The sequence below is a fragment of the Pseudomonas sp. UBA4617 genome (genome assembly GCF_002386445.1).
Lineage (GTDB): Bacteria > Pseudomonadota > Gammaproteobacteria > Pseudomonadales > Pseudomonadaceae > Aquipseudomonas.
Genome location: NZ_DGIR01000050.1, coordinates 36823 through 57043 on the forward strand (window position 1 = coordinate 36823; position 20221 = coordinate 57043).

The following is a 20221-nucleotide window of genomic DNA, read 5'->3' on the forward strand; positions in this document are numbered from 1 at the left end:
GGCAGGGCCGGCGGACCTGACGTATTCTTAACGCATCTCTCTCGGGGCATTCCTGCCTCTACTCGTTACTGTAACCCCCTGACTCGGAGTTCGCCGACATGGCTGCTGCTTGGGTGCGCCTGTGCGCGTTGGTATTGATTGGTGTGTCCAGCGGCGCCGCGCTGGCAAAGGACAAGACACCCTCGGCGATCGTCGTGGGTGGCGGCCTGGCAGGCCTCACGGCTGCCTATGAGCTACAGAACAAGGGTTGGCAGGTTACGCTGCTGGAAGCCAAGCCAGGCATGGGTGGGCGCTCGGGCCTGGCCACCAGCGAGTGGATCGGCAATGCCAAGGCGCAGCCGGTGCTCAACCAGTACCTTGACCGTTTCAAGCTTGAAACACTGCCGGCACCTGAGTTCGTGCGTACCCCCGGCTACCTGATCGACGGCGAGTATTTCAGTGCCGCCGACCTGGCCAGCAAGCAGCCGGCCACTGCCGAGGCACTCAAGCGCTACGAGAAAACCCTTGATGACCTGGCCCGGTCGATTGACGACCCGCTGAACCCGCAGGCCACCAGCACGCTGTTCGCCCTCGACCAGATCAACGTTTCCACCTGGCTGGACAAGCTACAGCTACCGGCCACCGCCCGTCAGCTGATCAACCAGCAGATCCGTACCCGCTACGATGAACCGTCGCGCCTGTCGCTGCTGTACTTCGCCCAGCAGAACCGCGTTTACCGTGGCGTCAGCGACCGTGACCTGCGCGCTGCACGCCTGCCGGGGGGCAGCCCGGTGCTGGCCCAGGCCTTCGTCAAGCAGCTGAAGACCATAAAGACCAGCTCGCCGGTGACGGCCATCGTCCAGGACAAGGACGGCGTCACGGTCAAGGTTGGCAGCGTCGGTTACCAGGCGGATTACCTGGTGATGGCCGTGCCGCTGCGCGCGCTGGCCAAGATCCAGATGACCCCGAGCCTGGACAGCCAGCACCTGGCGGCGGTCAAGGGCACCAATTATGGCTGGCGCGACCAGCTGATGCTGAAGTTCAAGAAGCCGGTCTGGGAAAGCCGCGCGCGCATGTCGGGTGAAATCTTCAGCAATGCGGGCTTGGGCATGCTGTGGATCGAGCCAGCGCTCAAGGGTGGTGCCAACGTGGTGATCAACCTTTCGGGCGACAATGCCCGCCTGCTGCAGGCGTTCGGCGACAAGCAGATGGTCGACCAGGTGCTGATCCGCCTGCATGCGTTCTATCCGCAGGCCCGCGGCTCGTTCACCGGCTACGAGGTCAAGCGCTACAGCACCGACGCCGGTACCGGCGGCGCCTACCTGGCTTATGGGCCCGGGCAGATCAGCAAGTACTGGCGCTTGTGGGAGCGCCCGGTGCAGCGCATCACCTTTGCCGGTGAGCACACCGATGCCCTCTACCCGGGCACCCTGGAAGGTGCCCTGCGCAGTGGTCAGCGCGCGGCGAACCAGGTCCAGGACCTGCTGGCGGGCAAGTCGTTCGATCCGGCCAAGGCGGCACCTGTGGCAGCAGCTGCAGCGGCAGGCACCGGGGCGGCCAAGCAGAGCAAGGGCGGGTTCTTCTCCAATATGTTCGGCGGTGCTGCCGACAAGGGCGACAAGGACGACAAAGCTGACAAAGCCCCTGCCAAAGCCGAGCCGAAAAAGCCCGAAGAGGCCAAGCAGGAAAAGCCGGGCTTCTTCTCGCGCCTGTTCGGTGCGGCGGATAAGCCTGAAGTGAAGGACGAGCCGGTTGCCAAGGCCGAGGAGGTGGCACCTGCGCCAGCGCCGCAAGCCGCGCCAACCCCGGTTGCACCAACGCCTGTGGCCAAGGAAGCGGTGGCCAAGCCTGCTGCGCCCCAAGCGGTACCTGCCAAGCATGCCCCGGTGCACAAGCCGGCTCACAAGCCAGCCGAGACCCGGAAGGCAACAGCCAAGTCCGAGCCGGCCAAGAAAGCTGTGGCCAATACCCAGGCCAAGGCTGGTTGATGGCATGCCAGTGCCGGACGCATCACAGGCCCGGCACGGTTCTGGTAAACAGTGGCGCCCCTGCGGGAGCGGGTTTCCCCCCCGAAAGCGCCGGCGCTGGCAAGCAGCAACGCCCCGGCTATCGTTAATGTTTCCTTAATAGGAATGTTTCAGAATACCTATCGGATTTGTCGATAATCCAGAGCAATTTTTTCCGCTTTTCTTCGATACGTTACGCGTTAGTCTGTGCACAGCTTTCACGGGGAACACGTCAACATGCAACTGCGCAACTCACCTTCTCGCTACGGCGTAGTCAGCGTCGTCCTGCACTGGGGCGTGGCTCTGGCAGTCTTCGGCCTGTTCGGCCTGGGCCTGTGGATGGTCGGCCTCGACTACTACAGCCCTTGGCGCAAGGCTGGCCCGGACCTGCACAAGAGCATCGGCCTGGTACTGCTGGCGGTGATGCTGCTGCGGGTGGTCTGGCGTTTCATCAGCCCGCCGCCACCGGCACCGGCCAATCACGGCGCACTCACCCGCCTTGCCGCCAAGCTGGGCCATTTGGCACTGTACATCGGGCTGTTCGCGGTAATGATCGCCGGTTACCTGATTTCCACCGCCGATGGCGTCGGTATTCCGGTATTTGGCCTGTTCGAAGTGCCAGCACTGGTCAGCGACCTGCCGGACCAGGCAGACCTGGCTGGCGCAATTCATCTATGGCTGGCCTGGGGCCTGGTGATCTTTGCCTCGCTGCATGCCCTGGCAGCCCTCAAGCACCATTTCATCGACCGTGACGCGACCCTGACCCGCATGCTGGGCCGCAAAGCTTGACTCTCAACCTTAATTGCATAGGAAGGAAATTAAGGATGTTGAAAAAGACTTTTGCCGCTCTGGCGCTCGGTACCGCACTGATCTCCGCTGGCCAGGCCATGGCGGCCGAGTACAAGATCGACAAGGAAGGCCAGCACGCCTTCGTCGACTGGAAGATCAGCCACCTGGGCTACAGCTTCATCCACGGTACCTTCAAGGACTTCGACGGTAACTTCACCTGGGACAGTGCCAAGCCTGAAGCCAGCAAGATCAACGTCGACCTGAAAACCGCCAGCCTGTGGTCGAACCACGCCGAGCGTGACAAGCACATTGCCAGCGCCGACTTCCTCGACGTGAAGAAATACCCGCAAGCCAAGTTCGTCTCCACCAGCGTCAAGCCGACGGGTGACAAGACTGCTGACGTGACCGGTGACCTGACCCTGCATGGCGTGACCAAGCCGGTGACCTTCAAGGCCACCTTCAACGGCGAAGGCAAGGACCCATGGGGTGGCGAGCGTGCCGGTTTCAACGCCACCACCACGCTGAACCTGAACGACTTCGGTATCAAAGGGCCGGGCGCTACTTCGCAGACCCTGGACCTGGATATCAGTCTCGAAGGTGTCAAGCAGAAGTGATTCAGACCTGCTGAATACCGAGGGGCCGCAAAGCGGCCCCTCGGTATTTCCATCTGTCAGCCCTTGCGGGTCAGCAGTGCCGGGCGCTCGCCGCGCGGGCGGCTTGGCAGGTCATCCAGTTGCTCGGGCGTCGGGTAACGGTCGAGCTTGGATTCCTTGCGAATGATCACCGGTTGTTTTTCTGGCTGGCGCGGGTTGCGCACGGCCGGTTCCTGCCGGGCTGCATCATCACGGGTCGGGCGGCCACGGCCAGCGCCGCCATCACGACGGGCACCGCCACCGTTGTTGGCACGGGGCGGGCGCTTCTCGCTGCCGCCGCTGCCGCTACGCTGCTGACCACCTGTACGACCCTGGCCGCCGCTGTTGCTGCGCTGGCCGTTGCCTTGGCTGGCATTGCCGCCCGGGCGGCGGTTGCGGCCCTGGCCCTTGCCATTCTGATACGGGCTGACGTAGTCGGCACGGTTGCCGAAGTTGTCGATTTCGTCGTCCAGAAACTCTTCCGGATCCCGGTCGGCAGGCACTTTCGGCACGCTGGCGCTGGCTTGTTGCTGCTGGCGCGGCTTCTTGTCGCGCGGTTTGCGCTGCTGTGGCTTGTCGCCAGCCTTGTCTTTGTCGGCTGGTTTGTCCGCAGCCTGATGCTTGGCCTTGCCTTTATCCTTGCCCTTGTCCTTGCGGCCGCCGTTGGCGTCTTTGCCACCTTCGCCACGGGCCTGCTGGTTACGCCCGCCACGGCCGTTGTTCTGCGGGCGTTCGCGTACTTCCGGCTTTTCCGCTTCTACCTGGCTGGCGTCGAAGCCCATCAGGTCGCCATCCGGGATCTTCTGCCTGGTTACCCGTTCGATGCTCTTGAGCAGCTTCTCTTCATCCGGCGCGACCAGGGAAATGGCCTCGCCCGAGCGCCCGGCACGGCCAGTACGGCCGATACGGTGAACGTAGTCTTCCTCGACATTCGGCAGCTCGAAGTTGACAACATGGGGCAGTTGGTCGATGTCCAGGCCGCGGGCGGCGATGTCGGTGGCGACCAGTACCCGCACGCTGTTGGCCTTGAAGTCGGCCAGCGCTTTGGTACGGGCATTCTGGCTCTTGTTGCCATGGATCGCGGCGGCGGTCAGACCGTGCTTTTCCAGGTATTCGGCCAGGCGGTTGGCGCCGTGCTTGGTGCGCGTGAACACCAGCACCTGTTCCCAGGCGCCCAGGGTGATCAAGTGCGCCAGCAGGGCGCGCTTGTGGCTGGCGGGCAGGCGGTAGATGCGCTGCTCGATACGCTCGACGGTGGTGTTCGGCGGGGTGACCTCGATTCGCTCCGGGTTGTGCAGGAGCTTGTCGGCGAGGTCGGTGATGTCCTTGGAGAAGGTGGCCGAGAACAGCAGGTTCTGGCGCTTGGCCGGCAGGCGGGCGAGGACCTTCTTGACGTCATGGATGAAGCCCATGTCAAGCATGCGGTCGGCTTCGTCGAGCACCAGGATTTCCACATGGGCCAGGTCGACCTTGCCTTGGCCGGCAAGGTCGAGCAGACGGCCCGGGCAGGCGACCAGCACGTCGACACCCTTGGCGATGGCCTGGATCTGCGGGTTCATGCCGACGCCGCCGAAAATGCAGGCGCTGACCAACGGCAGGTCACGGGCGTAGACCTTGAAGCTGTCATGCACCTGGGCAGCCAGTTCTCGGGTCGGGGTCAGGACCAGCACGCGAGGCTGGCGTGGGCCGTGGCGCTGCGACTTGTCGGGATGGCCGGCCGGGAACAGGCGCTCAAGAATCGGCAGGGCGAAGCCGCCGGTTTTACCAGTACCTGTCTGTGCGGCGACCATCAGGTCGCGGCCTTGCAACACGGCGGGAATCGCCCGCTGTTGCACGGGGGTCGGCTGGGTGTAGCCCGCAGCCTCGATAGCGCGGACAAGAGCCTCGGAGAGACCGAGGGAAGCAAAGGACATGGGCAATCCTGTTCTCGTGTGGGCTGGGCCCGTGTGGGATGTTCTGCCTGGCGCGACGGGCATCGGTGGGATGCGATCGCGTCCGGTCCAGCTGGGCTTTCACTGCACATCCAAGTAACGGAGGGTGGACGCTAAGGTGCGTCGATGCCGATCGGGATGCCTGTTGCGAGGCCGAGCGTCCGGGCGTGAGCCGGGCGGGAAGGCCCGAGTATAACAGAGCTATCGCGCCGTGCTGCTTTCCTGCTGCTCAACGGCGCTGGGAATGTCTCCGATGTCGCCTGTGTAGCGCTGGCTGATTGCCGCGTAGGCCGGTTCCTGCTTGAAACGCCGCAGCTCTTTGGCAAAGGCCTGGGCCAGCAACTCGCGGCCCGGCTTGCGTACCAGGGCCAGGTATTGCGCCTGGCGGTTGATCGCCAACGGCAATGCCTCGACCTGCTGTTGCAGGCCCAGGTGCCGCAGCAGGTAATGGCCGACCTTGCGGTCGGTGACTGCCAGGTCGATACGGCCCAGCACCAGCTTGCCGAAGTTGGCTTCGTGGGTAGGGGCGGCTTCGCGTTTGAAGTAGGCGGCCTCGTTGAACGCTGCACCATAGCTATAGCCGGGCGAGGTGCCGACGGTGAGGCCGGCGAGATCCCCCAGCTTGCTGACCGGATGGCGACGTGCGCTGGCCTGGAACAGGACGAACTCGACCTCCGACATGGGCTCGGCGGCGTAAACCAGGTAGGGCTGGCGTGACTCGTTCTGGAATACGTCGAGGATGCCGTCGGCCAGGCCTTGCTCGATCATTGCCAGGCAGCGCTTCCACGGCAGGATCTGCACGTCTACCTCGACGCCGAGACGTGCGAAAACCCGAGTGGTGACTTCGTAGTCGATGCCGCGCAGCTGACCGCCATGCAGGTAGACATAAGGGGCCCAGTCATCGGTCACCAGGCGCAGGCGCTCGCCCAGGGCCACGGGGCTCAGGCAAGCGAACATGAGGATCCACAACAGACGGGCGACGTACGGCATGGCCGGAGATTACAAGCTTGGTCTGTTCAAGACCAGCGCCCCGACAGCCAAAGTGGGCAGGGGCTGCAATGCAGCCCCGGCAATTTTCTATACGGGGGTTGAAGTCCAGTGCCGCTCTGCGCCCTGATCACGACGCAATGCCGCTGCTGCAGGCAGTTCAGCCCTGCGAAGACCGCAGCAGGTGCGCCTCTATGTCCTTGCGTCGCTCGCCCAATGTCAGGCGCAAGCCCGGGTGGCGCAGGCACTGTCGCAGTTGCTCGGGCTGCATGTTGCCATGACGGGCATTGAGGTTTTCCAGGGCCTTGTCCCACCAGGCCGGCGCGCAGGCGCGGTCGAACTCGTTGGGGTAGGGGTAGCAGCCATACAGCAGCTCGCGGGCGAACTGCCGCTCATGGCTGGGCAGGGTCATGCTCAGTGCCTTGTAGCCCAGGCGGTGCAGGGCCGGCGGCCGTGGCAGCTGGTCGTTGACCAGGGGCACGTCGGCCAGCGCCGCGTGGCTCAGCAGGTCGTGGCCGTGCTTGCGCAGCCAGGCCTGGATCTTGGCGCGGAACTGCGCCTTGCGGCTCCAGTAGTGGTGGATGACGTCGGTGCACTCGGCCAGCTCCAGCGTGCGGTAGGCCGCCACCGCAAGGCAGAACTCCTCGAGGGTATAGGCCTCGCGGGCCAACGGGTGGAACTCGTCCATCATGGCGATGGAGCGGTCCAGGGTGCCTGCATCTTCGGCGGTGAGGCCGATCACCCCGGAGTTGACCAGTGGCATCTGGCAATCGGCAAGGCCGCGGGATTCCAGGATGGCCAGCAGGTTCTTGTACAGCAGGCACTTCTGGTTGCTGCCGTAGCGCGTGCCGATGGCGTTGCACAGCAGGCGGCCCGGGGCTACCCGGGCGAACAGCTCGAGCGGCGACTTGCGGAAAAACGTGTCGGTGTCGATCAGCACGGCCAGCGGGTGTTGCTGCAATACCTGGCGCAACAGCACGTGCTTGCAGCGGAAACGGTAGCCGTGAGGGGCGTTCCATGCCTGGCGCGTCGCTTCGTCCAGCAAGTGCACGGTGACCGGCAGGCCGGCATAGGGTTGCGGATTGTCGGTGTAGACCTGGATGTCCATGGCTTCGCCTGCTGCCGAGTCCAGATGGGCCAGGGCGCTGACGATGCTGAAGCAGGCTTCTTGATGATAGGTAGCCGGGCCAAAAGCCAGATAGACGAGCTGTGGATGCGAATGCTGCATGGCAGGCAAGACCTGTGTAACCCGAAAATGAATAAGGCTTTAGTCTATGACCAAAGCCTTAATCGGATCTTAAACAGATTTTGCTAAAAATTTCAGCGTGGCAGTTTCAGGTTGTTCCAGATGGCCAGGCTCGGTTCGGCCTGGTTCAAGGTGTAGAAGTGCAGGCCCGGTGCTCCGCCTTGCAGCAGTTGTTCGCACATGCGAGTGATCACTTCTTCGCCGAATGCCTGGATGCTGGCGGTGTCGTCGGCATAGGCTTCCAGTTGCTTGCGGATCCAGCGCGGGATCTCGGCGCCACAGGCGTCGGAGAAGCGTGCCAGCTTGCTGTAGTTGGTAATCGGCATGATGCCGGGCACCACCGGGATATCCACGCCCAGTTTCTGTACACGCTCGACGAAATAGAAGTAGCTGTCGGCGTTGAAGAAGTACTGGGTGATGGCGCTGTCGGCACCGGCCTTGACCTTGTGCACGAAATTGGCCAGGTCGGCCTCGAAGTTGCGCGCCTGTGGGTGCATCTCGGGGTAGGCAGCCACTTCCAGGTGGAAGTGGTCAGCGGTTTCCTGACGGATGAACTCGACCAGGTCGCTGGCGTAGCGCAATTCGCCACTGGCCATGCCCATGCCCGATGGCAGGTCGCCACGCAGGGCGACGATACGCTTGATGCCTGCGGCCTTGTACTCGGCCAGCAAGCCGCGCAGCTCAGCCTTGGTGTCGCCCACGCACGACAAGTGCGGCGCGGCAGGTACCTTTACTTCGCCTTCCAGCTGCAGCACGGTGTTCAGCGTGCGATCGCGGGTCGAGCCACCGGCACCGTAGGTGCAGGAGAAGAAATCCGGATTGTAGGCGGCCAACTGGCGGGCGACGCCCATCAGCTTTTCGTGGCCGGCATCGGTCTTGGTCGGGAAGAACTCGAAACTGTAGCGGCGTTCCTGGGACATCGGACGTTCCTCTAGCAGCCAGCTGCAAGCGGCAAGCTGCAAGTAGAAGCCAGATCGGTGATGGCCGATCTGGCTTGGGCATCGTTCAAGAAGTTTGAGCCTGGGGCTTCAAGCGGCATCGGCGCGTCTGCACCTGCCTGCCGCCTGAAGTTTGCCGGTTAGTAGCGGTAGGCGTGCGGCTTGAACGGGCCTTCCACGGTGACGCCGATATAGTCGGCCTGCTGCTGGGTCAGTTGGGTGACCACGCCGCCGAAGCCACGGACCATTTCCAGGGCCACTTCTTCGTCGAGCTTCTTCGGCAGCACTTCAACGGTCAGGCGTTCGGCCTTCTTCTCGGGCGACAGGTCGGCGAACTTCTGCTGGAACAGGAAGATCTGTGCCAGTACCTGGTTGGCGAACGAACCGTCCATGATGCGGCTTGGGTGACCCGTGGCGTTACCCAGGTTGACCAGGCGGCCTTCGGCCAGCAGGATCAGGTAGTCGTCGTTCTGTGGGTCGAAGCTGCCGGCGCCGGTGCGGTGGATCTTGTGCACCTGCGGCTTGACCTCTTCCCAGGCCCAGTTCTTGCGCATGAAGGCGGTGTCGATCTCGTTGTCGAAGTGGCCGATGTTGCAGACCACGGCGCGCTTCTTCAGGGCCTTGAGCATGTTGGCGTCGCAGACGTTGACGTTACCGGTGGTGGTCACGATCAGGTCGATCTTGCCCAGCAGGGCCTTGTCGATGCTGGCTTCGGTGCCGTTGTTGATGCCGTCGATGAATGGCGAAACCACTTCGAAACCGTCCATGCAAGCCTGCATGGCGCAGATCGGGTCGACCTCGGTGACTTTGACGATCATGCCTTCCTGACGCAGGGACTGGGCCGAGCCCTTGCCCACGTCACCGTAACCGATCACCAGGGCCTGCTTGCCCGACAGAAGATGGTCGGTACCCCGCTTGATGGCGTCGTTCAGGCTGTGACGGCAGCCATACTTGTTGTCGTTCTTGCTCTTGGTGACCGAGTCGTTGACGTTGATCGCCGGGACTTTCAGCTCGCCCTTGGCCAGCATGTCCAGCAGGCGGTGCACGCCAGTGGTGGTTTCTTCGGTGATGCCATGCACGCGCTCCAGTACCTGCGGGTACTTCTTGTGCAGCAGTTCGGTCAGGTCGCCACCGTCGTCGAGGACCATGTTGGCGTCCCATGGCTGGCCATCCTTGAGGATGGTCTGCTCCAGGCACCACTCGTACTCTTGCTCGGTTTCACCTTTCCAGGCGAACACCGGGATACCGGCGGCGGCGATGGACGCGGCGGCCTGGTCCTGGGTAGAGAAGATGTTGCACGACGACCAGCGCACTTCGGCCCCCAGGGCGACCAGGGTTTCGATCAGCACGGCGGTCTGGATGGTCATGTGGATGCAGCCCAGGATCTTCGCACCCTTGAGCGGTTGCTCGGCCATATACTTGCGGCGCAGGCCCATCAATGCAGGCATTTCCGATTCGGCGATGATGGTTTCGCGACGGCCCCAGGCGGCCAGGGAGATGTCGGCGACTTTGTAATCGGTAAAACCAGCAGGCATGTTTGCAGCGCTCATGAGAGCCTCCATTCGTAGTGTGCGAATGGGCGCCGTTGTGCGTTGAGCGTCCGCGGGAGCGGACAACGCCCCATCCGAGCCTGACAGGCCTAGCCTGCTGCAGCGCCCCTCGGACAGGTGGCGGGCATGGCACCGCTGTGGGCAACCATGTGAAGCGGCGGAGATTATAGCCGCGACCGCCGGCTTGCCCAAGGTTTTCCGTCGATTAATCGCGACGATAGTCGATGTTCAATGGAGCGACGTCGGCCGCTCTGCCATCATTGCTGCACCGTAGCCAAGCAGGTCAGGAGTACAGATGAACTTTCACACCCGCAAGTGGGTTAAACCCGAAGACCTCAACCCCAATGGCACGCTGTTCGGTGGCAGCCTGTTGCGCTGGATCGACGAAGAGGCGGCGATCTACGCCATCGTCCAGCTGGGCAACCAGCGCGTGGTGACCAAGTACATATCGGAAATCAACTTCGTCAGTGCCTCGCGCCAGGGCGACATCATCGAGCTTGGCATCACCGCCACCGAGTTCGGCCGCACCTCGATCACCCTCAAGTGCGAAGTGCGCAACAAGATCACCCGCAAGGCCATTCTCACGGTCGACAAGATGGTCTTCGTCAACCTGGGCGAAGACGGGCTGCCGGCGCCCCACGGGCGGACCGAGATCAAGTACATCCAGGACCAGTTCCCGGATTCGGCTGTGGAATGACGTACAAGTCACAACATTTTCAGCGCCTGTGAGTCCGAGCGCCGCCCGCGCGGCTCTCGGTCTCACAGGCGCTGGATCTCCATCGGCGAACACATTACAGGCAAACCGGCACCCCAACGCTATATAGTCATCCCTCAAAAAACGTCACAAGGACTCAACGGCGTGCTGGCAACTTCCCTGGTATTGATCGCCGCCCTGTTGCATGCAACCTGGAATACCCTGATCAAATTCAGCGGTGAACGCCTGCTGGTGATCGCCAGCATGGACACCGTGGCACTGGCCTTCGCGGTGCTGGCGGTGGCCTTCGTCGAGGTGCCGCCGGCCAATATCTGGCCCTGGCTGCTGGCATCGGCGCTGGCCGAGCAGCTATACCGTTTCCTGCTGATCCAGGCCTATCGCGTCGGCGACCTGGGCCTGGTCTACCCTTTGATGCGCGGCCTGTCGCCCTTGGTGGTGCTGGCACTGACCCTGGCCTTTGCCGGCGAGTCACTGAGCCAGCAGCAGATCATCGGCATCCTGTTGATCCCCTGTGGCATGGCCTGCCTGTTGTGGCAGGGCGGTGGCGGCGACCGGCTGCCGTGGTCGATGCTGCCGGTGGTTGCCCTGATTGGCCTGTGCATCGGCAGCTACACCTGGTTCGATGGTCAGGCCGTGCGCCTGTGGGGCAAGCCCTGGGATTACCTGGTGTGGCTTACCTTGCTCAGCGCCTGGCCGTTCCCCTTGCTGGCCTGCGTGGCACGCCGTGCGCCGTTCGTACTGTTCTGGCGCCTGCAGTGGCGCCTGGGGCTGGCGGTAGGGCTGTGCGTACTGCTCAGTTATGCACTGGTGCTGTGGGCGATGCACCTGGGGTCGGTGGCCGAGGCGGCAGCACTGCGGGAATTGAGCGTTATCCTGGTGGTACTGCTGGGCATGCGCTACCTCAAAGAACCTTTTGGCGGGCCAAGACTCCTAGCTTGCGGGCTGGTGTTGGCCGGCATGTTGATAATGAAGCTTTGACCCGAAGACTGAACAAGGAGTCCTGCCTATGACCGTTGCCCTGTGGTGCATTCTGATCGCGCTGGTCCTGCCGCCGCTCTGCGCGCTGATCGCCAAGGCGAGCAGTGGCCGTTTCGGCCTGAGAGACAACCACGATCCGCGCGCTTTCCTGGATACGCTTTCCGGCTTGCCACGCCGCGCGCATGCCGCCCAACAGAACAGTTATGAAGCCTTTCCGGCCTTTGCCGCGGCGGTGCTGGTGGCAGATATCGTCGGCAATGCCGAGCAGGTAACCCAGGATGTGCTGGGGGTGATGTACATCACCAGCCGCTTGCTTTACATCATTTGCTACCTGGCGGACTGGGCGGTGCTGCGCTCGCTGGTGTGGTTTGCCGGGATGGCGATGATCGTGGCGTTCTTCGTGGTTTCCATCTGACAACTGCCGCCGTCCGTGTGGGGGCGGCTTCAGCCGCGAACGCCAGCGAAGCCGGTGCCATGCACCGCGTGGTCTTGCTCGCGGGTAAGCCCGCCCCACAGGGCTCGCTTGACCTTCAGGGCACCTTGGGCACCTCAGGCAGCGGCTTGCCCTTGGGCCACAGCATCCAGATCTGTCCTTGCTGCTTCATGTTCCCGGCCAGTTCTCCGGCCTCCGGCCCGGTGCCCCAGAACAGGTCGGCCCGCACTTCGCCCGTAATCGCCCCTCCGGTATCCTGAGCGCCCACGGGGCGAACTACCGGGCTTCCGTCCGGGCGGGTGGTGGACAGCCACAGCAGACTGCCCAGCGGAATCACCTTGCGGTCGATGGCTACGCTGTAACCGGCGGTCAGCGGCACGTTCAGCGAACCGCGCGGGCCTTCGTTGCTGTCCGGGCGGGTGCTGAAGAACACATAGCTGGGGTTGCTGGCAAGCAGCTCCGGCACGCGCTGCGGGTTGGCCTGGGCCCAGGCGTGGATGGCGCCCATGCTCACTTCTTCCTTTTTCAGCTGGCCTTGTTCTACCAGCCAACGCCCGATCGGGCGGTACGGATGGCCGTTCTGGTCGGCGTAGCCCAGGCGCAGCTGGCGGCCGTCTTCCAGTTGCACCCGACCGGAACCCTGGACCTGCAAGAACTGCAGGTCCATGGGGTCGGTCAGCCAGGCCAGCACCGGTGCCTTGACGCCGTCGCGGTTGATGACTTCGGCGGTGTCGTAAGGCTTGAGCACCCGCCCGTCGAGGCGCCCGCGCAGGCGTTTGCCCTTGAGCTCGGGGTACACGCTGGCCAGGTCGACCACGATCATGTCATCGGGAATGCCGTAGACCGGCACATGGTTGCTTGCCGACGGCTTGAGGCTGCCGGGGTAGACCGGTTCGTAGTAGCCGGTAATCAGGCCATGGGCGTTGTTCTCGGCGGAACGCAGGCCATATACCTCCAGGTTCTGCTCCAGGAAGGTGCGCACCTGTGCAGCACTGGCCGTGGCATTGCCGGCGGCTTCGCAGGTAGCGGCCCATACCGGGTCGCGCTTGAGCTTTTCACAGCCATTGCGCCAGGCGTAGAAACCGGCCAGCAGGTCTTCGTCACTGACAGTCGGCAGGTCTTTCCAGGTGGTCGGGACGTAGGTAGCGATGGCATGTGGCTCCGGCCTGGCGTTCTCGCCGCCGTTGCAGCCGGCCAGCAGAGCCAGCACCGGGAGCGTCCAGGCCAGATGGCGCAGGGCTGATTTCATGTGTGTATTCCTGTCACGGCGAAGATTGATATTCGCCCTTGTTTTTTATGTGGCTATTGGTCTTTGGCTCGTGGGCAGCGATACTGGCCGCCCATTTGCGTAGGCCGAAGTGAGCGTGATGTTGAAGCGATTGACCGTTGTTCTGCTGGCAGCATTGGCCTTGGGCGGTGCCATGAGTGGTTGCGAGCGGGTTGACCCGAACTCGCCGCTGGGCAAGCGCAAGGCGATCTTCAAGGACATGCTCAGGACCAGCGAAGACCTGGGCGGCATGCTGCGGGGCCGGCTGCCGTTCGACGGGGTGAAGTTTGCCGACGGTGCGCTGAAGCTCGACAACCTTTCGCACCAGCCCTGGCAGCACTTTCCATCGGCACGTGATGGTGGCGACAGCAGTGCGCGCACCGAGGTCTGGGAGCGCCAGGCCCGCTTTCATGACCTGGCCCGGCAGTTGGAAGGGGTCACTGGCGAACTGGTCGATGTCACCCGCGGTCAGCCGCTTGACACTGCCCGGCTGAAGGCGCCGATGGACAAGGTCGAAGCGGCATGCAAGGCCTGTCATAACGAATTTCGTAATCATTGACCGTGGTTGCCGCTGGCTTCAGCGGTCCAGGTCTTCCACCGCTTCCTGCAGCTCCTTGCGCGATTCGGCCAGCTTGTCCTTGCGTTTGTTGATCTTCTCGGAATCGCCTTTCTTCTCGGCCTTCTTCAGATCCTTTTCCCGCTGTGCCACCTCGTGACGGGCTTCGAGTACTTTTTGCTCGCGCTCCTTGCGCAGGCCGGCATCGGTGCAGTTGTCGACCCCACGTAGCGCCTCTTCCAGCCCTGAGACCTGGCCGGCGTTGCCCTGGTCGCGGGCAAGCTTCAGCTGGTTCTCGATGGCGCTGCGCTTGGCGGCGCAACCGGTCAGGCCGGCATCCGGCTGGGCAGCCTGGACGGCGCCAGCAGCCAGGCCGAGTGTCGCGAGCAGGAAAAGGGTCGAAATACGTTTCATGAAAAGCCTCCTTGACGGGGCGGGGCAGCAAAAGTTGGGGGAAATCCTGCCTTGGTTTTGCTCATTTAGGAACCCTTGTCGGGCCTTTCCGCTTGATTCGAGGAATTTCCTTGCAGGTAAACTGGTAAAAAATCATTGCATGGTCTGCTGGCTGTCGACCCGAAACCCTTCGATGCCGGCCAGGCCAAGTTGGTTGGCGATGGTTTGAACCTCGAGGTTGGTGAAGTATTCCACCAGCTGTTGGCCGCGCTTTGCGCCGATACCGGGCAAGGCTTGCCATTCGACGGCTGCGCGCGCGGCCAGGTCTGGCCAGTCGCCGGCCACCTGCACCCCTGCTGGCGTGGGCACTCCTAGCCCACGCAGCCATTGGGCGAATGGCCGCGAGCGGGCTTGCTGGAAGCTGCCCAGCAACTGCGCCGCAGTGACGTCGCTGATTCCCGGGATCTGGCTCAGGCGTTCGGCATCCAGGTGCAGCCAGTCGGTCATCGAGGTCACCAGCCCGGCGGCCACCAGCCGGCGCCAAGTGCCAGGGCCGACGCGAGGCAGTGCCAGCCCGTGTTTGCCGCTTAGCCAGGAGAGGCGGGCCACGAACTGCTCCTCACAGCCGACAGCGGCCTGCCAGCAACTGTGGACGTGGTACTGGCCGGGTGTTGGTGGGGTGACTGGGTGACGCTCGACGGCGCGGTGTAGCACCTGCTCCAGGCGCGGGATGGTCAATCCGGCAAGGCTCACGGCCACCTGGTCGCCGGGACGGATATCGAGACTTTGCCAGCGTGCCAGCGAGCCCAGGCTTACCTGGGTGATCCGCCGGTCATCGAGGGTTACCGGAATGACCTGCAGCACCGGGGTGACCTTGCCGGTACGGCCGACGCGGAAGCGGACTTCGCGGACTTCCGCCAACGCCTGTGTGAAGGGGTACTTCCAGGCTGCGATCCAGTAGGGCGCCCTGGCCTGCCAGCGCTCGGCGGGCGGGCGGCTGCCCAGGCGCAGGATCACTCCATCGCTGGCGAAGGGCAGCGCGGTGCGGTGCCAATGGTCGCGCCAATGGGCTGCATCCTCCGCTGTATTGATGGCGACGCTGTACTCCTGGCCTTCGGGAAAGCCCAGTTGCGCCAGCTGTGCAAGACGCTCGGCCTGTTGCGCCGGGCCTTGAGGCCAGTCCCAGACGAACAGGCCGATGCCATTGCCCTGTTCGTTGCTCAACACCTTGCGTGCCAGCAGCCCGGCCACTGTACCGCGGGCGTTGGTGCTGCCTGCCCGGGCTTGTACATGCGCGTCCAGGCGCCAGTACAATTCGCCCTGCAACAGCAGGTCCACGGGTTGGGGCAGCTGCTGGGTGATCGCGCCTAGCCTCGGTATGTGGCGGCTCCAGTCATGCCCCTGCACCCCGTCGCCGCGGCTGATCAACTGCACCAGACGGCCCTGTCGATAGATGAGGGTGACGGCTACGCCATCGACCTTGGGCTGCACCCAGACCCCGCGCTTGCCGGCCAACCAGCGCACCACGGCTTGCTGGTCGGCCAGTTTGTCGACCCCCGTATGCGGTACCGGGTGGGGGACCGGCCCGCGGGCACTGGCCAAGGGCGACGCGGTGTTCGCCAGGCCAAAGCACTGCTGCAGGTGTGCCAGGCGCCGGCGGCTCTGGTCGTATAACTCATCGGGCACCAGCGCAACGCCCTGGCGATGGTAGTGGTCATCCCAGCGGGCGAGCGTGGTGCGTAACTGGGCGGTTTCAGTGGCGGCTTGCTCCGGGCCCCAATCGGGACATTGGCTCGCCTGCGTCAGAGAGGCCTGGAGTATCAGCAGCAGGGCAAACAACGGCATGAGTGGCATGGCCAGCATCCTTGCATGGCGTGTGGGAGCCCACAGCCTAGGCAGGCGAGAGGCGCGACGCCATGCAGGGTTTGTCAGGCGATATGTCACAAAAAAGCCCCTGCCGAACATTCGGCAGGGGCTTTCGTCCAGCGCTGCAGGAAAAGTTACAGGCCGGCAGCGTCACGCAGCGACTGGGCGCGATCGGTACGCTCCCAGGTGAAAGTGGTGAAGGTGTCGTCGCCGACCGTCTTCTGCTGCGGGGTGCGGCCGAAGTGGCCGTAGGCGGCGGTTTCCTGGTACATCGGGTGCAGCAAGTCGAGCATGGTGGTGATGGCGTACGGACGCAGGTCGAAGCACTCGCGCACCAGCTGGATGATCTTGTCGTCGGAAACCTTGCCGGTACCGAAGGTGTTGATCGAGATGGAGGTCGGCTGGGCCACGCCAATGGCGTAGGAAACCTGGATCTCGCAGCGTTCGGCCAGGCCGGCGGCGACGATGTTCTTGGCCACGTAGCGGCCGGCGTAGGCGGCGGAACGGTCGACCTTGGACGGGTCCTTGCCGGAGAACGCGCCACCACCATGGCGGGCCATGCCGCCGTAGGAGTCGACGATGATCTTGCGCCCGGTCAGGCCGCAGTCACCCACCGGGCCACCGATGATGAAGTTGCCGGTCGGGTTGATGTGGTACTGGGTGCCTTTGTGCAGCAGTTCGGCAGGCAGGGTGTGCTTGACGATCAGCTCCATCACCGCTTCCTGCAGGTCTTTCTGCGAAACCTCAGGGTTGTGCTGGGTCGACAGCACCACGGCGTCGATGCCGACAACCTTGCCGTTTTCGTAACGGCAGGTGACCTGCGACTTGGCGTCCGGGCGCAGCCATGGCAGCAGGCCGGACTTGCGCGCTTCGGCCTGGCGCTCGACCAGACGGTGCGAGAAGCAGATCGGCGCCGGCATCAGCACTTCGGTTTCGTTGCTGGCATAGCCGAACATCAGGCCCTGGTCACCGGCACCTTGGTCTTCCGGCTTGGAGCGGTCCACGCCCTGGGCGATGTCCACCGACTGCTTGCCGATGATGTTCATCACGGCGCAGGTGGCGCCATCGAACCCAACGTCGGAGCTGTTGTAGCCGATGTCGATGATGACCTTGCGCACCAGGTCTTCCAGGTCGACCCAGGCCGAAGTGGTGACTTCGCCGGCGATGATGGCGACACCGGTCTTGACCAGGGTTTCGCAGGCGACGCGAGCGTATTTGTCCTGGGCGATGATGGCATCAAGGACGGCGTCCGAAATCTGGTCGGCGATCTTGTCCGGATGCCCTTCGGACACGGACTCGGAGGTGAAAAGGGAGTATTCGCTCATCTCGAAGGTTCCTGAAATTTACCGATGGTGTATGTCGCCAGCCGTCCGCTGAAAATGGCGGACCTGGATCTGGAAACCGTTACGCAAGCCCACGTACAGGCTGTCCCCCGGGAACAGCCCGGCTGCCGTGGCCCAACGGGCCAGGTCGTCCTGTTCAAAACCGAGCCAGAGGTCGCCGCAGGCTTCCCGCGCCCAGCCCTGGTCATGGCTGCACAGTTCGGTGACCAGCAGACTGCCGCCTGCCTTCACCCGTTTGGCCAGCTGGCGCAGGGCCAGGGCCGGATCGCTGAAATGGTGCAAGACCATGTTCAGCACAACGCAGTCGGCTTCCACATCCGTTGCACCCAGTGCATCGGCCAACTGCAGGTTTACATTACTCAGGCGCTCACGTTCGCAGACCTGGCGTGCCAGTTCGAGCATGGTCGGGCTGTTGTCCAGCGCGGTGACCCGGGCGAAGCGCCGGGCCAGGTCGGGCAGGAAACCGCCATCACCAGGGCCGACTTCCAGGGCACTGGCGGCTGGGTCGAAATTCAGCTTGTCGAGCAGCGCCAGCAGGCTTTCGCGGTACTGCGGCAGGCCGGCGATCAGGTCTTGCTGGGCGCGAAACTTCTCTTCCACGCGCTGGAAAAAGTCCTGGCTGGTGGCGGCGCGACGTTGCTGCACCTGGGCAATACGGGCCTGCACCTCGGGTGGCAGGGCCAGCTCGTCGACCTCTTCGAGCAGTGCCGCATGCAGGCGGCCGCCCAGGCGCAGGCTGTCGGGCAGGGCGCGGCGGTAGAAGACCGCGTTGCCTTCGCGACGGGTGGCGACCAGCTCGGCCTGGGCCAGGACCTTCAGGTGGTGGCTCATGCCCGACTGGCCGACGTCGAAGATCTGTGCCAGTTCCAGCACGCCGAACGAGTCATTGGCCAGTGCGCGCAATACGTTCAGGCGCAACTCGTCGCCACTGGCTTTGCACAGGGCGGCCAGTGCTTCGCATTGCTCGGGAATCAACTGCGCACGAAGGTTCATGGGGCGGCAGTCTAGACAGGCATCGTTGCCCTAGCAAGGGCAATATCAAAAAGTTTTGATATTGGGTGATGAGCGGGACGGTTAGCCCGGTTTTGCGCCGAATTGAAAGCCAATCACAGGAAAATCCCCTGACTGCGACCATACGTCATTGCCCCGAGCCCCCCCAGTGGGCGAAAATGGCCGCCTTTTTCGTGACACCACCTATTCAAGCCCCCAGGAGATCAGCGATGCCCAGCCGTCGTGAACGTGCCAACGCCATTCGTGCCCTCAGCATGGATGCCGTGCAAAAGGCCAACAGCGGCCACCCAGGTGCCCCCATGGGCATGGCGGATATCGCCGAAGTGCTTTGGCGCGACTATCTGAAGCACAGCCCGAGCAACCCGAATTTCGTCGACCGTGACCGCTTCGTGCTGTCCAACGGCCACGGTTCGATGCTGATCTACTCGCTGTTGCACCTGACCGGCTACGACCTGTCGATCGATGACCTCAAGGCCTTCCGCCAGCTGCACAGCCGCACCCCGGGCCACCCGGAATACGGCTACACCCCAGGCGTCGAGACCACCACCGGCCCGCTCGGCCAAGGCATCGCCAACGCCGTGGGCTTCGCCCTGGCGGAAAAAGTGCTGGCGGCCCAGTTCAACCGTGACGGCCACACCATCGTCGACCACAACACCTACGTGTTCCTCGGCGACGGCTGCATGATGGAAGGTATCTCCCACGAAGTCGCCTCGCTGGCTGGCACCCTGGGCCTGAACAAGCTGATCGCGTTCTACGACGACAACGGCATTTCCATCGACGGCGAAGTACACGGCTGGTTCACCGACAACACCCCGGCGCGCTTCGAAGCGTACAACTGGCAGGTGATCCGCAATGTCGACGGCCATGACGCCGACGAGATCAAGACCGCCATCGAGACCGCCCGCAAGAGCGATCGCCCGACCCTGATCTGCTGCAAGACCATCATCGGTTTCGGCTCGCCGAACAAGCAGGGCAAGGAAGACTGCCATGGCGCACCGCTGGGCAACGACGAAATCGCCCTGGCCCGCAAAGAGCTGAACTGGAACCACGGCCCGTTCGAAATCCCGGCCGACATCTACGCCGAGTGGGACGCCAAGGCCGCCGGTGCCAAGGCTGAAGCCGAGTGGAATCAGCGTTTCGAAGCCTATGCCAAGGCCTATCCAGAGCTGGCTGCCGAGTTCCAGCGCCGTGCCGCCGGTGAACTGCCGGCCGACTTCAGCGAGAAGGCCCAGGCCTACATCAATGAAGTGGCGGCCAAGGGCGAAACCATCGCCAGCCGCAAGGCCAGCCAGAACACCCTGAACGCGTTCGGCCCGCTGCTGCCCGAGTTCCTCGGCGGTTCGGCTGACCTGGCCGGCTCCAACCTCACCCTGTGGAAGGGCTGCAAGGGTGTCGAGGCCAACGATGCCAGCGGCAATTATGTGTTCTACGGTGTGCGCGAGTTCGGCATGACCGCCATCATGAACGGCGTTGCCTTGCACGGTGGCCTGGTGCCTTACGGCGCGACTTTCCTGATGTTCATGGAATACGCCCGCAACGCGGTGCGCATGTCGGCGCTGATGAAGCAGCGCGTGATCCACGTCTATACCCACGACTCCATC

General features: G+C 63.5%; 18 protein-coding genes and 1 riboswitch. Of the genes, 8 read left to right on the forward strand and 10 right to left on the reverse strand.

What is annotated here, in order from left to right:
* The first annotated feature begins 98 nt into the window (after nt 1–98).
* The 3 genes from B4L76_RS21660 (at nt 99) to B4L76_RS21670 (ending at nt 3388) form a co-directional block, all read left to right on the forward strand.
* On the forward strand, nt 99–1967 hold the full coding sequence (locus B4L76_RS21660; RefSeq protein ID WP_296235167.1) for a flavin monoamine oxidase family protein: 1869 nt from the start codon (nt 99–101) through the stop codon (nt 1965–1967).
* A 255-nt stretch (nt 1968–2222) separates the two neighbouring features.
* Nucleotides 2223–2774, forward strand: coding sequence for a cytochrome b (locus B4L76_RS21665; protein ID WP_296235168.1), 552 nt, complete (start codon nt 2223–2225; stop codon nt 2772–2774).
* 35 nt (nt 2775–2809) lie between these two features.
* Nucleotides 2810–3388 (forward strand): YceI family protein, encoded by a 579-nt coding sequence (locus B4L76_RS21670; RefSeq protein WP_170033162.1) that lies wholly within the window; start codon nt 2810–2812, stop codon nt 3386–3388.
* Nucleotides 3389–3444: 56 nt separating this feature from the next.
* Here the strand turns inward: B4L76_RS21670 and B4L76_RS21675 are convergent, their stop codons facing one another.
* From B4L76_RS21675 to ahcY, 5 genes are all read right to left on the reverse strand, one after another.
* A complete protein-coding gene (locus B4L76_RS21675; protein ID WP_296235169.1) occupies nt 3445–5319 on the reverse strand; it encodes a DEAD/DEAH box helicase in 1875 nt (624 codons plus the stop codon).
* Between the two features lie 219 nt (nt 5320–5538).
* Complete coding sequence (locus B4L76_RS21680) at nt 5539–6327, reverse strand: substrate-binding periplasmic protein (RefSeq protein ID WP_296235170.1); 789 nt, start codon at nt 6325–6327, stop codon at nt 5539–5541.
* A gap of 157 nt (nt 6328–6484) precedes the next feature.
* A complete protein-coding gene (locus tag B4L76_RS21685) occupies nt 6485–7552 on the reverse strand; it encodes a hypothetical protein (RefSeq protein WP_296235171.1) in 1068 nt (355 codons plus the stop codon).
* Between the two features lie 92 nt (nt 7553–7644).
* Nucleotides 7645–8490, reverse strand: coding sequence for a methylenetetrahydrofolate reductase [NAD(P)H] (metF, locus tag B4L76_RS21690; RefSeq protein WP_296235172.1), 846 nt, complete (start codon nt 8488–8490; stop codon nt 7645–7647).
* 158 nt (nt 8491–8648) lie between these two features.
* The gene (gene ahcY / locus B4L76_RS21695) at nt 8649–10058 is read right to left on the reverse strand and encodes an adenosylhomocysteinase (RefSeq protein ID WP_296235173.1); all 1410 of its coding nucleotides are present in this window, start codon (nt 10056–10058) and stop codon (nt 8649–8651) included.
* A gap of 20 nt (nt 10059–10078) precedes the next feature.
* Nucleotides 10079–10175, reverse strand: a riboswitch (S-adenosyl-L-homocysteine riboswitch).
* A 178-nt stretch (nt 10176–10353) separates the two neighbouring features.
* Between ahcY and B4L76_RS21700 the strand changes: the two genes are divergently transcribed.
* The 3 genes from B4L76_RS21700 to B4L76_RS21710 all read left to right on the forward strand — a co-directional run bounded on the left by B4L76_RS21700 (nt 10354) and on the right by B4L76_RS21710 (nt 12166).
* Nucleotides 10354–10755, forward strand: a complete 402-nt coding sequence (locus B4L76_RS21700) for an acyl-CoA thioesterase (RefSeq protein WP_009399312.1) — start codon at nt 10354–10356, stop codon at nt 10753–10755.
* 162 nt (nt 10756–10917) lie between these two features.
* On the forward strand, nt 10918–11751 hold the full coding sequence (locus tag B4L76_RS21705) for an EamA family transporter (protein ID WP_296235174.1): 834 nt from the start codon (nt 10918–10920) through the stop codon (nt 11749–11751).
* Between the two features lie 28 nt (nt 11752–11779).
* The gene (locus B4L76_RS21710; protein ID WP_289133641.1) at nt 11780–12166 is read left to right on the forward strand and encodes an MAPEG family protein; all 387 of its coding nucleotides are present in this window, start codon (nt 11780–11782) and stop codon (nt 12164–12166) included.
* A gap of 115 nt (nt 12167–12281) precedes the next feature.
* Here B4L76_RS21710 and B4L76_RS21715 read toward each other — a convergent pair whose 3' ends face one another.
* Entirely contained in the window at nt 12282–13433 is a 1152-nt protein-coding gene (locus tag B4L76_RS21715; protein WP_296235175.1) for a murein transglycosylase A, read from the reverse strand.
* Nucleotides 13434–13551: 118 nt separating this feature from the next.
* Between B4L76_RS21715 and B4L76_RS21720 the strand changes: the two genes are divergently transcribed.
* Nucleotides 13552–14010, forward strand: coding sequence for a c-type cytochrome (locus tag B4L76_RS21720; protein ID WP_296235176.1), 459 nt, complete (start codon nt 13552–13554; stop codon nt 14008–14010).
* A gap of 18 nt (nt 14011–14028) precedes the next feature.
* On the opposite strand, the gene B4L76_RS21725 is transcribed toward B4L76_RS21720, so the two are convergent.
* The 4 genes from B4L76_RS21725 to B4L76_RS21740 form a co-directional block, all read right to left on the reverse strand.
* Nucleotides 14029–14421 (reverse strand): DUF1090 domain-containing protein, encoded by a 393-nt coding sequence (locus B4L76_RS21725; protein WP_296235177.1) that lies wholly within the window; start codon nt 14419–14421, stop codon nt 14029–14031.
* Nucleotides 14422–14553: 132 nt separating this feature from the next.
* Nucleotides 14554–16254, reverse strand: a complete 1701-nt coding sequence (ligB, locus tag B4L76_RS21730) for an NAD-dependent DNA ligase LigB (protein WP_296235178.1) — start codon at nt 16252–16254, stop codon at nt 14554–14556.
* Nucleotides 16255–16400: 146 nt separating this feature from the next.
* Nucleotides 16401–17591, reverse strand: a complete 1191-nt coding sequence (gene metK, locus B4L76_RS21735; RefSeq protein ID WP_003249375.1) for a methionine adenosyltransferase — start codon at nt 17589–17591, stop codon at nt 16401–16403.
* 18 nt (nt 17592–17609) lie between these two features.
* The gene (locus B4L76_RS21740; protein WP_296235179.1) at nt 17610–18602 is read right to left on the reverse strand and encodes an ArsR/SmtB family transcription factor; all 993 of its coding nucleotides are present in this window, start codon (nt 18600–18602) and stop codon (nt 17610–17612) included.
* 227 nt (nt 18603–18829) lie between these two features.
* Between B4L76_RS21740 and tkt the strand changes: the two genes are divergently transcribed.
* Nucleotides 18830–20221 (forward strand): transketolase (tkt, locus tag B4L76_RS21745; protein ID WP_296235180.1); only part of this gene is annotated, 1392 nt, incomplete at its 3' end.

Bases quoted from the DNA above. Each gene is read 5' to 3' on its own strand.
- metF (WP_296235172.1), bottom strand. From the start codon at position 8,490: ATGTCCCAGGAACGCCGCTACAGTTTCGAGTTCTTCCCGACCAAGACC.
- B4L76_RS21710 (WP_289133641.1), top strand. From the start codon at position 11,780: ATGACCGTTGCCCTGTGGTGCATTCTGATCGCGCTGGTCCTGCCGCCG.
- B4L76_RS21680 (WP_296235170.1), bottom strand. From the start codon at position 6,327: ATGCCGTACGTCGCCCGTCTGTTGTGGATCCTCATGTTCGCTTGCCTG.
- B4L76_RS21685 (WP_296235171.1), bottom strand. From the start codon at position 7,552: ATGCAGCATTCGCATCCACAGCTCGTCTATCTGGCTTTTGGCCCGGCT.
- B4L76_RS21660 (WP_296235167.1), top strand. From the start codon at position 99: ATGGCTGCTGCTTGGGTGCGCCTGTGCGCGTTGGTATTGATTGGTGTG.
- metK (WP_003249375.1), bottom strand. From the start codon at position 17,591: ATGAGCGAATACTCCCTTTTCACCTCCGAGTCCGTGTCCGAAGGGCAT.
- ahcY (WP_296235173.1), bottom strand. From the start codon at position 10,058: ATGAGCGCTGCAAACATGCCTGCTGGTTTTACCGATTACAAAGTCGCC.
- B4L76_RS21725 (WP_296235177.1), bottom strand. From the start codon at position 14,421: ATGAAACGTATTTCGACCCTTTTCCTGCTCGCGACACTCGGCCTGGCT.
- B4L76_RS21670 (WP_170033162.1), top strand. From the start codon at position 2,810: ATGTTGAAAAAGACTTTTGCCGCTCTGGCGCTCGGTACCGCACTGATC.
- B4L76_RS21720 (WP_296235176.1), top strand. From the start codon at position 13,552: ATGTTGAAGCGATTGACCGTTGTTCTGCTGGCAGCATTGGCCTTGGGC.
- B4L76_RS21740 (WP_296235179.1), bottom strand. From the start codon at position 18,602: ATGAACCTTCGTGCGCAGTTGATTCCCGAGCAATGCGAAGCACTGGCC.
- B4L76_RS21700 (WP_009399312.1), top strand. From the start codon at position 10,354: ATGAACTTTCACACCCGCAAGTGGGTTAAACCCGAAGACCTCAACCCC.
- B4L76_RS21665 (WP_296235168.1), top strand. From the start codon at position 2,223: ATGCAACTGCGCAACTCACCTTCTCGCTACGGCGTAGTCAGCGTCGTC.
- ligB (WP_296235178.1), bottom strand. From the start codon at position 16,254: ATGCCACTCATGCCGTTGTTTGCCCTGCTGCTGATACTCCAGGCCTCT.
- B4L76_RS21675 (WP_296235169.1), bottom strand. From the start codon at position 5,319: ATGTCCTTTGCTTCCCTCGGTCTCTCCGAGGCTCTTGTCCGCGCTATC.
- B4L76_RS21715 (WP_296235175.1), bottom strand. From the start codon at position 13,433: ATGAAATCAGCCCTGCGCCATCTGGCCTGGACGCTCCCGGTGCTGGCT.